This is a genomic window from Gluconobacter cerinus (assembly GCF_025961355.1).
Taxonomy (GTDB): domain Bacteria; phylum Pseudomonadota; class Alphaproteobacteria; order Acetobacterales; family Acetobacteraceae; genus Gluconobacter; species Gluconobacter cerinus.
Genome location: NZ_JAOQNM010000001.1, coordinates 2,464,916 through 2,479,377, shown reverse-complemented (window position 1 = coordinate 2,479,377; position 14,462 = coordinate 2,464,916). Strand labels below are relative to the sequence as shown.

At 57.9% G+C, this 14,462-nt stretch carries 13 protein-coding genes and 1 other RNA gene; 11 read left to right on the top strand and 3 right to left on the bottom strand.

Features of this window, described 5'->3' with window-relative positions; genetic code table 11:
- Nucleotides 1-12 precede the first annotated feature (12 nt).
- The gene (locus tag M2305_RS11570; protein ID WP_264649434.1) at nucleotides 13-603 is read right to left on the bottom strand and encodes a hypothetical protein; all 591 of its coding nucleotides are present in this window, start codon (nucleotides 601-603) and stop codon (nucleotides 13-15) included.
- A gap of 58 nt (nucleotides 604-661) precedes the next feature.
- Nucleotides 662-928 (bottom strand): DUF2312 domain-containing protein, encoded by a 267-nt coding sequence (locus M2305_RS11565; RefSeq protein ID WP_007283547.1) that lies wholly within the window; start codon nucleotides 926-928, stop codon nucleotides 662-664.
- Between the two features lie 270 nt (nucleotides 929-1,198).
- Here M2305_RS11565 and zwf point away from each other — a divergent pair, with 270 nt between their 5' ends.
- Both zwf and M2305_RS11555 read left to right on the top strand, forming a co-directional pair.
- Nucleotides 1,199-2,668: a glucose-6-phosphate dehydrogenase gene (zwf, locus tag M2305_RS11560; protein ID WP_046901381.1), complete on the top strand. Its 1,470-nt coding sequence runs from the start codon at nucleotides 1,199-1,201 to the stop codon at nucleotides 2,666-2,668.
- Nucleotides 2,669-2,674: 6 nt separating this feature from the next.
- On the top strand, nucleotides 2,675-3,133 hold the full coding sequence (locus M2305_RS11555; protein ID WP_046902046.1) for a hypothetical protein: 459 nt from the start codon (nucleotides 2,675-2,677) through the stop codon (nucleotides 3,131-3,133).
- A 10-nt stretch (nucleotides 3,134-3,143) separates the two neighbouring features.
- Here M2305_RS11555 and M2305_RS11550 read toward each other — a convergent pair whose 3' ends face one another.
- A complete protein-coding gene (locus M2305_RS11550) occupies nucleotides 3,144-4,136 on the bottom strand; it encodes an alpha/beta hydrolase (protein WP_264649433.1) in 993 nt (330 codons plus the stop codon).
- Nucleotides 4,137-4,211: 75 nt separating this feature from the next.
- Here M2305_RS11550 and rnpB point away from each other — a divergent pair.
- The 9 genes from rnpB to murD all read left to right on the top strand — a co-directional run bounded on the left by rnpB (nucleotide 4,212) and on the right by murD (nucleotide 14,457).
- Nucleotides 4,212-4,615: RNase P RNA component class A (gene rnpB, locus M2305_RS11545), an RNA gene on the top strand.
- A 286-nt stretch (nucleotides 4,616-4,901) separates the two neighbouring features.
- Nucleotides 4,902-5,372 carry a division/cell wall cluster transcriptional repressor MraZ gene (mraZ, locus tag M2305_RS11540; protein WP_046901379.1) on the top strand — a complete coding sequence of 157 codons (471 nt, stop codon included), beginning with the start codon at nucleotides 4,902-4,904 and terminating at the stop codon, nucleotides 5,370-5,372.
- A complete protein-coding gene (rsmH, locus tag M2305_RS11535) occupies nucleotides 5,369-6,340 on the top strand; it encodes a 16S rRNA (cytosine(1402)-N(4))-methyltransferase RsmH (RefSeq protein ID WP_264649432.1) in 972 nt (323 codons plus the stop codon). The genes mraZ and rsmH overlap by 4 nt, the downstream gene beginning before the upstream one ends.
- Nucleotides 6,337-7,137, top strand: a complete 801-nt coding sequence (ftsL, locus tag M2305_RS11530; protein WP_264649431.1) for a cell division protein FtsL — start codon at nucleotides 6,337-6,339, stop codon at nucleotides 7,135-7,137. Before rsmH ends, ftsL begins: the two co-directional genes overlap by 4 nt.
- Before the next feature lie 85 nt (nucleotides 7,138-7,222).
- The gene (locus M2305_RS11525; RefSeq protein ID WP_264649430.1) at nucleotides 7,223-9,190 is read left to right on the top strand and encodes a peptidoglycan D,D-transpeptidase FtsI family protein; all 1,968 of its coding nucleotides are present in this window, start codon (nucleotides 7,223-7,225) and stop codon (nucleotides 9,188-9,190) included.
- Nucleotides 9,191-9,198: 8 nt separating this feature from the next.
- Nucleotides 9,199-10,650, top strand: coding sequence for a UDP-N-acetylmuramoyl-L-alanyl-D-glutamate--2,6-diaminopimelate ligase (locus M2305_RS11520; RefSeq protein ID WP_264649429.1), 1,452 nt, complete (start codon nucleotides 9,199-9,201; stop codon nucleotides 10,648-10,650).
- Nucleotides 10,647-12,023 carry a UDP-N-acetylmuramoyl-tripeptide--D-alanyl-D-alanine ligase gene (locus M2305_RS11515; RefSeq protein ID WP_264649428.1) on the top strand — a complete coding sequence of 459 codons (1,377 nt, stop codon included), beginning with the start codon at nucleotides 10,647-10,649 and terminating at the stop codon, nucleotides 12,021-12,023. The genes M2305_RS11520 and M2305_RS11515 overlap by 4 nt, the downstream gene beginning before the upstream one ends.
- Entirely contained in the window at nucleotides 12,023-13,114 is a 1,092-nt protein-coding gene (gene mraY / locus M2305_RS11510) for a phospho-N-acetylmuramoyl-pentapeptide-transferase (RefSeq protein ID WP_264649427.1), read from the top strand. Before M2305_RS11515 ends, mraY begins: the two co-directional genes overlap by 1 nt.
- Nucleotides 13,111-14,457: a UDP-N-acetylmuramoyl-L-alanine--D-glutamate ligase gene (gene murD / locus M2305_RS11505; protein WP_046901372.1), complete on the top strand. Its 1,347-nt coding sequence runs from the start codon at nucleotides 13,111-13,113 to the stop codon at nucleotides 14,455-14,457. The genes mraY and murD overlap by 4 nt, the downstream gene beginning before the upstream one ends.
- Nucleotides 14,458-14,462: the final 5 nt, after the last annotated feature.

The following is a 14,462-nucleotide window of genomic DNA, read 5'->3' as shown; positions in this document are numbered from 1 at the left end:
ACAAAGTTGTGTCTAGCCCCTTGGAGGCCACCGGAGCTTCGGCTCCGCACGGGCTCTAAAAGCCCCGTCATCGTCACTTCGAGCAGATACAGACCGAGGGGCAAGCTCTTCCCGCTCCCGCGCAGCGCTCTGTCGCGTCTGCTCACCCTCCCAAGGAGCTCGGGACCAGCTTTTTTTAGAGGCCTCAGGCTTCTTGGCTACTCTGCGCAGAGCATCAGGGTCAGCCACCAACGGACCGTCCTCATAGGACGGTCCCTCAGCACGCACGACAGCGGCGGGCTCAAAATAATCTGCTGGCTCCGAAGGTACGCGCTCAACTGAGGGCGTTTTCTGAACAGGCGCACGAACACCGGCAGTCCGGCTTTCCTCATCAGCAGGGCGCCCGGCGGCAACCATCCGGTCTGACGGCGGGGCCGTCAGACGCAGGGACAGGGATTGAAGCTCTGCACGCAGTTCTCCAATCTGGAACTCGAGTTCCTGCAACCGTGGCTTAACACCGAAAACGGCAAACGGCATGCAGACCAGAGCCAGCGCGAACAGGCCGGCAATGATCAGCAGAGACATCAATGCCCATGCGGGCAACCATGAAATATCGGGCATCATGCTCCGGTCCGGATATTAAGAGAGCCAGACAATGCGGGTTCGATCCGGAGACGCCGGATTACATGCCAAGAGCGCGGCGATAGATATCAAGAAGCGTTTCCTGCTCCTCCACTTCCGCAGGCTCCTGCTTGCGCAGCTTGATGATCTGCTTGATCACCTTCACGTCAAAACCGGCAGACTTCGCTTCAGAGAAAATATCCTTGATGTCACCCGCCAAAGCCTTGCGTTCTTCCTCCAGACGCTCGACCCGCTCAATGATGGAGCGCAGGCGGTCAGCAGCAATGCCACCCGTTGCGGCGCCTTCGATTTTGCTTTCTGCGTCCATGTTCATTTTCCTTTTTCAGGCATAAGTCCGGGGCATCGCAGAGATGCGACACCAGCCGCGCGGCTTATCGCGCCAAGGCTTGGGAGGTCAACGGAATTATGTGCACATTTAGGGAACGCACGCGTTTCCGTGATGCCTCCTCCCGATGTCGTGCATGCCCGTTCCCTTGACATAAAGCCCCCCAGAGCGGAACTAGACCCTGCCTGCAAAGGCCTGAACCCTAAACCCTTTTCCCCCGACAATCCGGGTTCGAGAGGTCAGAGAGCACCCATGGAACACGTCCAGCAAGTCGAACCATTCGACTATGTTATCTTTGGCGCCACCGGCGATCTCACAATGCGCAAGCTTCTGCCTGCGCTTTATAACCGTCTCCGCATGGGACAGATACCAGACGATGCCCGCATCATTGGTACCGCCCGTACGGATATCGACCGGGACGGCTATGTTGCCCGCGCCAAAGAGGCGCTGGAACGCTTCATCCCCGATGATGTCCGATCTCCGGTCCTCGTAGACCGTTTTCTCGGGCTTTTACACTACGTCACACTTGATGGCACGAAGGCCGACAGTGAATGGAGCGCCCTGTCCTCCATTCTCTCCGAAGCCCCGGCTGACCGGATCCGCGTCTATTATTTCGCGACGGCACCTCAGCTGTACGGAAGAATTTGCGAAAATCTTCACAGCCACAATCTCGTATCGCCGCATTCGCGCGTCGTGCTGGAAAAGCCGATCGGCACGGATATGGCGACTGCGACAGCCATCAATGACGGCGTGGGCCAGTATTTCCCCGAGAATCAGGTCTATCGTATTGACCATTATCTCGGGAAAGAGACGGTCCAGAACGTTTTGGCTCTTCGCTTTGCCAATCCGATCATGAACGCCGTCTGGTCTGCCGAGCAGATCGAGAGCGTTCAGATCACGGCTGCTGAAACCGTCGGGGTTGAAGGTCGCGCATCCTACTACGACACATCAGGCGCCATGCGGGACATGATCCAGAATCATCTCCTGCAGGTGTTGTGTCTGGTCGCGATGGAAGCGCCTGATTCCCTGGAAGCCGATACCGTCCGTAATGCCAAGCTGGCCGTGCTGAACGCACTCCGTCCGATTACGGATGAGACTGTCGCTTCTGAGACCGTCCGCGCGCAGTACACTGCTGGCGTTGTCGGTGGCCAGAGCGTTCCGGGCTATCTGGAAGAGCTCGGACAGCCGAGCAACACGGAAACATACGCCGCAGTGCGTGCCTGGGTTGATACGCCACGCTGGAAAGGCGTTCCTTTCTATATCCGGACGGCCAAGCGCTCTGCCCGCAAGGTTAGCGAGATCGTTATTCGCTTCCGTGCTGCGCCGACAGCTTTGTTTGGTGCGACGCCACCGGGAAACCGGCTGGTTATTCGCATTCAGCCGAATGAGGGTGTCGAGCTACAGCTGAACGTCAAGAACCCGGCTCTGGACGCCTATACCCTGCGTACGGCGGATCTCGACACGACAATCCGCATGGAAGGCGGCCTGCCTTTCCCGGACTCGTATGAGCGCCTTCTGCTTGACGCGGTGCGTGGGAATCCGGTTCTGTTCATTCGCCGTGACGAAGTTGAAGCGGCATGGCGCTGGGCCGAACCTGTGCTCAAGGCCTGGAGCGAGAACAAGGTGCCGATGCAGACTTATAGCGCCGGGTCTTACGGTCCGGAGAAATCTGCAGCGCTGCTCGCCGACAAGGGCGACAAGTGGCACGAAGACATGGAGTAATTGCTTTTGACTGACCCCGCGAACGCGAAGCCCCGTTTTACACGGGGCACACGGCGTCCGCCCCGTACACTCAAACAGCACCTGATGCGCCGGCTCCTGATTGTGGTGCCGGCGTTTCTGCTGATGTTCGTGGTCGTTCGTTCCGGACTTTTGGATTTTTCCTACGACAAGTTCACGTTCAACAAGCTGAGCTGGTTCGATAATACAGCCCTTGTGGAACATCTGCGGCTTGTCGTGACCAACGACGGACTGACGGACATGCCCAAGCGTTGTCTCGTGTTCGTTGTGAATGGCAATGCTGCCGAGAATAATCCGGACATTGATGTCTTGGGACGCCACGGTAATGGCTGCCCCGGAGATAAACCGTCGGCCGACAAACTGTTCAGCCTGAAGGTTGATCGCAGTGAGCGCACGATTCAAACCGATGCAGGAACGCCTGGTACGTTCCACGAACTGCGGCTCTAAAGCTTCCCGCTCAGGAAGGTCGTGATCCGGCCTTCCTGAAAGCCTCGCGTAAAAATACGCCCCCTTCCCGCAATGCCGTCCGCCCATCCCTGAACAGGGCATACCCGTTCAGAAAGCCATGAATCATGCGTGGAAACACCCGGTATTTAACGGTTCCTCCGGCCTCCCTGAGCAATCGCGTGTAAAGTTCACCTTCTCCACGCAAAGGGTCAAAGCCGGCCGTGACGATCATCGCTTGAGGAAGATCACTGAGATGATCCGCAAAAACAGGCGAAAATTCCGGATCGAACAGTTGATCGGGCGATGAGAGCGTCTGAGAACAGTACCAATACAGAAGGTCTGTCGTCAGCATGTAACCCTCAGCGTAATCATGCCGGGATAAAGGAATGACCGGGCCGCTCAGGGCTGGGTAATAAAGAAGCTGGGCAGCCAGTCGCAGATCAGGCTGTGAGCGACTCCATTGCGCCAAAACAGCGGACAGATTTCCACCAGCACTATCCCCTGCCACAGCAATCGGCAGATCCGGCGCCGCAAGTTTAAGCCACTTAAGGGCTGCCTGCGCGTCTCTTAAACCTGCCGGGAAGCGATGCTCCGGTGCCAGACGGTAATCGAGAGACAGGACCATCGCACCTGAAGACGCAGCCAGGCGGCAACAGATTCCGTGATGTGATGTCGTATCGCAATGTACGAATCCGCCACCGTGCAGGAACAGCACCACGCCCGATACGGTCCCTCTTGGCCGATACAGGCGTGCAGGTCGCAGGCCTTCGCCGCCCGGAACGCTGATGTCTACCCATTTGCGTATCCGCAGCGATGAAAGGCATTGTGGAAAGCTGGGGCGCCCGGTGATCTTCCGGATCTGCTTCAGCACATCCGGCGATGGGGCCGGACCGGGGATCTCTGGAACCACCTCAACAGGCACTGCCGGACGTACAATACCTCGGCGACGAGCCTGCCATGCGAGCCATGCAAGAAACAGCCTCAGGGCAAATACTGGTTTCATTCCAGCATCATGCAGCGAAACCAGAACAAAGTCTGCCCTTGACCCGCAAACGCTCCCGGCGCAAGGTCCGCACCGCCAGACGGCTGGACGGTCGCTGTGATTGGGATGAGGATCCCCGTCATGGAGGAAAGTCCGGGCTCCATGGGACAACGGTACCGGCTAACAGCCGGCGGGGGCGACCCTAGGGACAGTGCCACAGAAAACAGACCGCCCGCCGGACTGTTCCTTCTTGGAATACGTCGCGGGTAAGGGCGAAACGGTGTGGTAAAAGCACACCGCGATGCCGGCAACGGCGTCGGTCACGGTAAACCCTACCGGGAGCAAAACCGAATAGGAACGGCAGGCTGTCGCAAGGCAGCCGGGAGCGTCTCACTCCGTCGTTCGGGTTGGTTGCGTGAGGCATGCAGCGATGCATGTCCCAGAGGAATGATCGTCCCGCCTTTGGCGGACAGAACCCGGCTTACAGGCCGTCTGGCACCTCTGATGAAAAACGTTCTCCAGTAATTCTCAAAAGCTACGCCATGAGAACATAAAGGGAACAAATAACGGCAGGTATAGATCTCGCCGTGCGATTATCCCTGATAATTCCTAACAAACAGCAAAAAATCGCGTCACAATTTCCACTATGAAAATAGCCGCAGTTTTCTGCGGTTTTTCGCAGATATATGTTTGACGTCCCATGAAATCCCATGGTATCCCAAGAAAGAACAGAGAAATACCTGATCACCTTGCGCAAGTCCTGAAGTGAAGGGAGGCACATCATCAATGAGCATGTTCCTCGGCACACATCAGAACCGCTTTGACGCCAAGGGACGTGTTTCCATTCCGGCCCCCTTCCGATCCGCTCTCAGAACGCAGGCTCAGCCTGGCGAAGCGCTGGTCATTCTTCGGCCCTCACATCTTCATCCGTGCATCGAAGCCTGGACGTCCGCCGCTTTCGCCTCTCTGGCGCAGCCTCTGGACGAATACGATCCGTTCTCTGAAGACCACGAAGATCTAGCTGCCAGCCTTTACGCAGATGCGTATCCGCTCGACAGCGACAAGGAAGGCCGGATCATTCTTCCTGATGTTCTGCGCGCCCATGCATCGTTAAGCGACGAAGTGTCCTTCATGGGACTGGGTCGCGTTTTCCAGATTTGGAATCCGGCAGCAGCAGCAGAGCGTCGTCACCAGGCCCGCGCACGGGCAAAAGAACTTACCAGCAGCCGCAAACCGGCCACCGGAGATGCGGCATGAACGCAATCACGCTCGTCCATCAAGGACATGTTCCCGTCATGCTAAAGGAGGTGCTCGAAGCACTTTCCCCGCGTGAAGGCGGCCGGTATCTGGATGGAACATTTGGGGGCGGCGGTTACGCCCGTGCCATACTCAACAGCGCAGATTGCACCCTGCACGGCATTGACCGTGACCCGACTGCGATTGCCCGTGGTGAAGCCATGGCCGAGCAGGCCAATGGTCGACTGTTCATGCATCAGGGAACATTCGGAGATATGGAAGCGCTTGTCGGCCAGGACGGACCGTTTGACGGCATCGTTCTGGATCTCGGCGTTTCTTCCTTCCAGATTGATCAGGCTGAACGCGGCTTTTCTTTCCGTAATGATGGCCCGCTGGATATGCGCATGGGGGGCGAAGGCCCTTCTGCTGCCGATCTGGTGAATTCCATGAAGGAAGGTGATCTGGCGGATGTTCTTTATCGTTATGGCGAAGAGAAGCTGTCCCGTCGCATCGCACGCGCCATTGTGGCAGCCCGCGCGGAAGAACCTATTACGACTACAGGCCGTCTCGCCCATATCGTTCGGTCCTGCGTCCCCAAAGACCGTTCCAAGATCGATCCCGCTACACGCAGCTTTCAGGGCCTCCGGATTGCTGTGAACGACGAGCTGGGCGAACTGGAACGCGCGCTGGAAGCAGCCCCTCGCCTTCTGGCTCCAGGCGGCGTGTTCGTTGTTGTGACCTTCCATTCCCTTGAAGATCGTCTGGCCAAGCGCGCCATGGCGGAACTGGCAGGTCGTACTGCCAATCCGTCCCGCTATGACCCGGCGCCTGTCCGGAAAGAGCCTTCGGCTTTTTCTCTCCTGTATTCCCGCCCCCTGCCTGCCACGGAAGAGGAAGCGCGGGATAACCCCAGAGCACGCAGCGCCCGGTTGCGCGCCCTGGTTCGTAATTCCGCCCCACAACCGTCCGCCTCAGGAAACCGAGCATGATCCGGCCCTTCACCATCGCCTGCGCTGTTCTCGCCGCAGGGTCTGGCCTGTTTCTCTACACCAAGAAGCATGAGACGACGGTCCTCGACCAGAAGATCACCAAGGTCGTACAGGAAACGCAGAAAGTCCGCGCGCAGACAGCCATGATGCGCACGGAATGGGCTCTGTTGAACCAGCCGGATCGTCTGAACACTCTGGCAGCGCGCTTTCTTCCCGACCTTCACCCTATGGCGCCGGATCAGTTCATCCGCATGGCAAGTCTTGAGGCACGCCTTCCAAACCCAGGCTCGCGCCCTGTTCCAACAGATCCGCGAGAAAGCCTGCACGAAGTCGTCAACCGTGCGGCGACCGAGGCACATCTTCCGCTCCCGGCTCCTCCGGTTGTTCACCCAGTTGCGCCTGTTCAGCATGCTCCGGTTATTGCTTCAGCCACGCCTGCAGCTCCCACACCTCATGTCATGACAGCCCGTGCCGTCACGACGCATGTTGCGCACCCTCATGCTGACCGGATTGTCCATTCCCCAGACATGGATCTGGCCTCTGCTCGCCCTGTGACGCCGCATGTCAGTGCGACAACCCGTTCGGACGTGACGCCAACTGTTCGTCTTGTGAGCTATCATGGCGCACGCCCGGCACCGCTGGTCGCAGCGGCGTGGCATACGCAACCTGTCCATCAGGTTCGTGAGGCGTCCTTGACCCGCGTTGCAGAAGAGCGCCCCCGCCCGCACCATCATGCCAGCTCTGCGCTGGGAAATGACGAAGACGCATTGCCCCCGCCAGTTCCGTTGGCTAACTGAGACCCTCTCTTCTTTATTAACTGCTCGTTCAGTATTTTCCGGATAGCTTCGGGCGAGCACCTTAGACAGGACGCAACGCCGCACGATGCCCCAGGACGTGCCACCCCCATCAGGTTCGCGTCGCGCAGCGCGCCCGGGCAAACGGGCAGAGCGGCGCGACTCACAGACGGCAATGCGAACGCCTTCCCGCCGCCTTAATCTGGATCAGATGCATAGTCGCCTTCTGGGCGTTGGCATGGGTTTTCTAGCCATTTATGGCGCAGTTGCCCTCAAAGCCACGTTCGCAACGGTGCTGATGCCTATGGAGCCCGAGAAGCGCCAGATTGCACCTCAGGTTCCAGAAATTCCGAAAAGCGATCCACGTGGTGAAATGGCAGGCGATTTTGTCCTGCCTACAGTCAAACGGGCCACCATTACCGATCGTAATGGGCAGGCCCTGGCGCTGTCTCTTCCCGTCGCGCAGGTTTATGCCAACCCGATGGAACTGATTGATCCAGAGGACGCGACAAAGAAGCTTAAAACCGTTCTGCCCAAGCTGGATGAAGCCGAAACTGTTCGTCGTCTTTCACTGAAGAAGCAGTTCGTTTACATCGCTCGTGATATTTCCCCTGTGCAGGAAATCGCGATCAATAATCTTGGTATTCCCGGTATTTATTTTGAAGCCGGTGAGCGCCGTCATTATCCGCTTGGCCGGACTGCCGCTCAGATCATGGGCAGCGTGGATATCGATGATCATGGCATTGCTGGCGTGGAGCGATTTTTTGATCAGCGCCTGAACTCGGATCGCACGCCTCTACGCCTGTCTTTGGACGTTCGCGTTCAGGCTGTCGCGCATGATGAGTTGATGGCAGCCAAGGACGAGTTCTCGGCCATTGGTGCTTCGGCCATTGTCATGGATGTTCGAACGGGTGAAATTCTGGCCATGGTCAGCCTCCCTGACTATGACGCCAATGATTTCAACCACGCACCGAACGACGCGCGCTTCAACCGTGCCGTGACAGGCATGTACGAGCCTGGCTCGACATTCAAGCTCCAGACAGCCGCAATGGGTCTTCAGCTTGGTGTGGTTCATATCTGGGATCGGTTTTCGACCATTCCCATTCGTGTCGGCCGCTTCACCATCCGCGATATGAAGACTGATCACTTTGCACCATGGCTGTCTCTGCCGGGTGTGCTGGCCTATTCATCCAACCCGGCTGCGGCTCATATTGCGCTGGACGTCGGCGCCCAGCGTCAGCAGGACTGGCTGCGGAGCATGGGCTTCTTCAACCGCGTCCCGGTAGAGCTTCCGGAAGCCGGACGCCCCCTTGTGCCTGCATCAAAAAACTGGGGCCTCTCCACTGTCATGACTGTCGGCTTCGGCCATGGTGTGGCTGAGCCTCCGCTGGCCATTGTCCGTGGCACGGCGGCCACTGTGAATGGCGGTATTCTTTTAAAGCCCACACTGGTGGCCCGTGATCAGCAGGACGAAAGCCAGACACCTGATGCCAAGGTGCGTCCTGTTGTTTACAAGCCCGACGAGGCAGATAGCGGCGATGACATTGGCGCACAGACACCTGTCGGAACGCGGGTTCTGTCGGAGAAGACGTCTGCCCTGCTACGCAAACTGCTGCGTCTTGACGTTACTCTGGGAAGCGGCAAATCGGCTGAAGTTCCGGGCTATTACGTGGGTGGCAAAACAGGCACGGCTGAAAAAATCGGTGCTCATGGTGGATACCTGAAACACGTCAACGTTTCGGCCTTTACCAGTGTTTTCCCGATGAACAATCCGCATTACGCGGTGTATGTCATGCTCGATAGCCCACAGGGAACTGCGGCCACACATGGCTGGACCACTGCCGCATGGAACGCAGCGCCGACCGTCAAGAAAATCATTTCCCGTGTTGGACCTATCCTGAACCAGTTCCCGGATACGGCCAACAAGGACGCCATTGATGCATCTCTCGCCATCCCCATGAATCCGTCCGTGCCAGCGGGCTATCGTGCCCTTGGCCCTGGTAACGACCCTGGGGATCCGCGCAATCAGGCGCACACTCCCAAGACACAGCACTGAGCCTGCCCATGCGTCTCTCTGAACTCCTCCGGCAGAATGGTTCCGTTCTGTCGCCTTCCGTTGACCCTGAAATCTGCGCGGTCACAGCAGACAGCAGACAGGTCCGGCCGGGCACGCTGTTTTTCGCTCTCCGTGGCGCAAAACAGGACGGAGCAGCTTTCATCCCACAAGCGGTCGCGAATGGTGCGGCTGCCGTTATTGCTGATCATCCGGCGCAAGCGGATATCCCCGTTCTGCTCACCCCTGATGCCAAGCGCCTGCTCGCGTTGACTGCTGTAACTCTTGCTGGTCCGCAGCCGACCTGTATTGCCGCGGTCACGGGAACAAACGGCAAAAGCAGCACGGCGGAGTTTCTCCGCCAGATCTGGACGCTTCAGGGCTTCAAGGCCGCCAGCCTTGGAACGCTCGGACTGGTTGCGAACGTTGATGTCCCGCCCCCACCGTCGCTCACAACGCCCGATCCCGTGTCTTTGGCTAAAACGCTTACCTCTCTGGCACAGTATGGTGTTGATCATGTTGCGCTTGAAGCATCCTCACACGGACTGGAACAGCATCGCCTTGATGGCGTGACACTGAACGCAGCGGGCTTCTCAAATCTGACGCGCGACCATCTGGATTACCACGGCACCATCTCAGCTTACCGTGAAGCCAAGCTGCGTCTCTTTGAAGACCTTCTGCCGGCAGACGGCATCGCTGCGGTCAATGCGGATATGGATCCGGAGACATTCAACGCCCTGAAGGCATTAGCAGCCCAGCGCGGTATGACACTTCGTACAGTGGGCAAGACAGGCACGGCCCTACGCCTCCTTGAAACTACGCCCACACCGACCGGTCAGATCGTTCGGCTTTCCCTCTATGGAGAAGAGCTTCCGGAAATGACTTTGGCATTACCTGGCCTGTTCCAGGCTGATAATGCCATGCTGGCAGCTGCAATGTGCTGGCAGGATGAAAGCGAAGCACGAAGCGTTGTCGAATACCTGCCGCAATTGACCGGTGTCCGCGGACGATGTGAGCGCGCAGCTGAACTCTCCAATGGAGCAGCCGCCTACGTCGATTATGCCCACACGCCGGATGCACTGGAACGCGTTCTCGCCAGCCTCCGTCCACACACTCAGGGACGGCTGGTCGTCGTGTTTGGTGCGGGCGGAGATCGCGATCGTGGCAAGCGCCCATTGATGGGCGAAGTTGCAGCGCGCATGGCAGACCTGGCGATTGTCACAGACGATAATCCGCGCACGGAAGATCCGCAGAGTATTCGTTCCGCCATTCATGCGGCCTGCCCGGAAGCACATGAAATCGGGGACCGGAGGTCTGCGATCGCCGCAGGATTGGACGCGCTTCAGCCCGGGGACATTCTGGTTGTTGCCGGCAAGGGTCATGAGCAGGGACAGATTGTTGGTCAAACCGTTCTTCCGTTCGATGACCGCAGCGTTATCCGTGAACTCGCAGGTGCAGCATGAGCGTTCTCTGGACATCCGAAGAGCTTCGTGATGCGACAAATGGCCGCCTTGAAGCCGACGTTTCCGTCACCGGAATTTCCATTGATACGCGGACACTGAAATCCGGCGACCTTTTCATCGCAATTAAGGGCGATGCCAGTGATGGCCACGCTCACATTACGCAAGCTCTCGACGCCGGGGCCGCGTGTGTAATGGTGCATGACACCAGAGGCTTGACGGATCCACGCCTTCTGATCGTTGCCGATACGATGGCGGGTCTGGAAGCACTGGGACGCTTCGCACGGGCGCGGTTCGACGGGAAAGTCGTTGCGATTACTGGCAGCGTTGGCAAGACCACGACGAAAGACATGCTCCGCACCGCACTTTCTGCGCTCGGGCCGACACATGCTGCCATTGCCTCATACAATAATCACTGGGGCGTCCCTCTCACCTTAGCGCGCCTCCCCCGCGACGCGCGTTTTTGCGTGAGTGAGATTGGCATGAACCATGTGGGGGAAATTGCCCCCTTGGCTGCGCAGGTTCGTCCGGACGTCGGGATCATTACCACTATCGGAACAGCACATCTGGGCCACATGGGAAGCGTGGAAGAAATCGCGCGTGAAAAATCCCAGCTCTTCAGTGCATTACCACCACACGGGACGGCCATTGCTCCAGACGATGCTGTGGGGCAAGACCTGTTTCAGGCAGCTCTTCCTGACCATACATCTCTTTGGTTAAGCGGCTTCTCTGCTTCCGCCCAAGTCCGGTTAGAAAACCTGGTCTGCACCGCGGAAGGCAGCACTTTTACCCTGACATTCCCTAATGCTCCGAGCGTGTCCGTCAGATTAACAGCTCCCGGCCGACATCTGGCGCGAAATGCCGCGCTGGCTCTCGGAGCTGTCGCAGCCCTTGGCGAAAATGTGCAGGATGCGGCTAAAGCGTTGACCGGGTTTGTTCCAGGAGCAGGCCGCGGACAGATACGTACTGTGCTGAACGGGGTGCAGTTGCTTGATGAAAGCTACAATGCCTCCACGACCAGCATTCGTTCGGCGCTAGAGACTCTCTCGCTTCTTCCAGCCAAACGGCGCGTGGTCGCTCTGGGAGACATCCGTGAGCTTGGCGAATTCGCAGAGGCAGAACATCGTTCTCTCGCGGATGCCGTAATCGCAGCAGATGCACTGGCTTTCTGCTGTGGCACCCACATGCACGCGCTTTACGAAGCTCTTCCCGAAACCGTGCGGGGTGGTTATGCCCCGGACGCGTCTTCCCTCGCCCCCTTTCTGTGTGATGCTCTCCGCCCCGGTGACCTTCTGCTTGTCAAAGGCAGTTTGGGCAGCCGGATGCGCGATGTCATTGCGGCCCTCGATAACGCTTCCAACCCGGTCTCTGCCTGATGCTGTTCAATCTCGTCGCCTCTCATGCCTCATCGCATGGCGGGTTCTTCAACCTCTTCCATTATCTGACGTTCCGCTCGGGTTGTGCGTGCCTGACGGCGCTGGTGATCTCGCTGGCGCTTGGCAACCCGTTCATTGCGCAGCTCAAACGGATCCAGCGTGAGGGGCAACCTATCCGCACGCTTGGTCCGGAACGGCATATTATGGAAAAGGCTGGCACGCCAACGATGGGCGGGATGCTGATCCTGATCGCGCTGTTCTCCGCGACGCTGTTGTGGGCAGACCTAACAAACGGTTTCGTCTGGGCCGTTATGCTCACGACTGCCGCATTCGGTGCCGTTGGCTTTGCAGACGACTATCTGAAGCTCTCCCGCCGTAATACGAAAGGTGTGTCCAAGCGTGTACGACTGGGATGTGAGTTTGCAGCCTCTCTCATTGCAGGTATCTGGCTCCAGCATCTGACGCCGCCGGAACTCCGTAATGCCGTCGCGTTCCCCTTCGTGAAGGATATCCTCCTTCCGCTCGGTTATGCCTTCCCACTTTTTGCCATGATTACGATCACAGGCTTCGGCAATGCCGTGAACTTCACCGATGGCCTGGATGGTCTGGCGATTGTTCCAGTCGTAATTGCAGCGCTCGTCTTTGCTCTGATTGCCTATCTCGTCGGCAATCATGTTTTTGCTGATTACCTCCAGCTTCATCCTGTTCCGGGCACCGGAGAACTGGCTGTGTTCTGCGCCGCCCTGATTGGAGCGGGGCTTGGCTTCCTGTGGTTCAATGCGCCCCCGGCTGCCGTTTTTATGGGTGATACAGGCTCCCTGTCCCTCGGCGGCGCACTTGGGGCCGTTGCCGTCGCCGTCAAGCATGAGCTTGTTCTGTGCATTGTTGGCGGCGTGTTCGTCGCAGAAACGCTCTCCGTCGTGATCCAGATTTTCTGGTTCAAGCGTACAGGTCGGCGCGTGTTCCTCATGGCACCGTTGCACCATCACTTTGAAAAGAAGGGGTGGCAGGAACCGAAGATCGTCGTACGATTCTGGATTGTCTCCATCGTTCTGGGGCTGTGTGGTCTGGCCACGCTGAAATTGAGATGACAGGCTTTCCGACAGATCTTCTCGCAGGCGAGCGCTATGTGGTTTGCGGTCTTGGTCGTAACGGTGCGGCTGTAGTCAGCGCGTTGCTGAACATGGGTGCCGAGGTTCAGGCATGGGATGATAATGCCCCGTCTCTGCCCCCTCATGAGCGATTGACACTTGCGCCACTGACAGACCTGTCCGGCATGACAGCGCTCGTCCTGTCTCCTGGTATTCCGCATATTCTGCCTAAGCCGCATCCCGTGGCCGAACTGGCTCGCGCTCAGAATGTGCAGATCCTGTCAGATGCAGAACTGCTTTATCGCAATGTTCGCAAAGCCGGATCTAAAGCGCGTTTTGCAGCCATAACTGGTACTAACGGAAAATCCACAACGACAGCCCTGCTGGCGCATCTGCTGCAATCCGCTGGGGTTCCCTGTGTCGCGGGCGGCAATCTGGGCACTGCGTCTCTGGCACTGCCTCTTCTGGCTGATACCGGCGTTTACGTTATTGAGATGTCGTCATACATGCTGGAACGGCTGGATCAGTTCCACGCTGCGACTGCCTGCCTGCTAAACATTACACCGGACCATCTTGATCGTCATGGAGACATGGATGGCTATGCGGCAGCGAAAGCGCATATCTTCGACAACATGACGTCTGAAGATCTGGCGGCCATCGGAGAAGACGATCCATGGTGCCTGACGATCGCGGAGAAAATTTCGTCACGAGGAATTCCCGTCACGACGCTGGCGCCGGATGCGGTTCCATCCTTCGACGGCCCGGCACTCCCCGGACGGCACAACCGTCAGAACGTCGCCGCGGCTTGGGCGATGGCAAAGCATCTTGGTTTGAGCGATACGGCTATTCGTGATGGATTAGCGTCATTTCCCGGTCTGGAACATCGGCTGCAAAAGGTAGCCGAGCGGGATGGTGTGGCGTTCATCAACGATAGCAAAGCAACTAATGCCGAAGCTGCGTCCAAGGCGCTTGGGTCCTACGACCGTGTGATGTGGATTGCGGGGGGAACGGCTAAGGCGGGAGGCATCGAGATGCTTGTCCCGTGGTTTGACCGCATTGCCCACGCGTTCCTCATTGGCCGAGATGCCTCTGTTCTTGCTGCAACACTTCAAGCCAATGGCGTTCCCTACACGATGTGTGACACGCTGGGTCGCGCAGTTCCCGCAGCGTTTGACGCAGCCGTTACGGATGGGGTCAGAACCGTTCTTCTGTCTCCGGCCTGTGCAAGTTTTGATCAGTTTCGCAGTTTTGAGGATCGTGGGTCACACTTTCTCCAGATTTGCGATAATATTGTGAAATCAGGCCATTCGGGCGAAATGCTCAAAGCAGAACAGGAAGGTTGACGGTC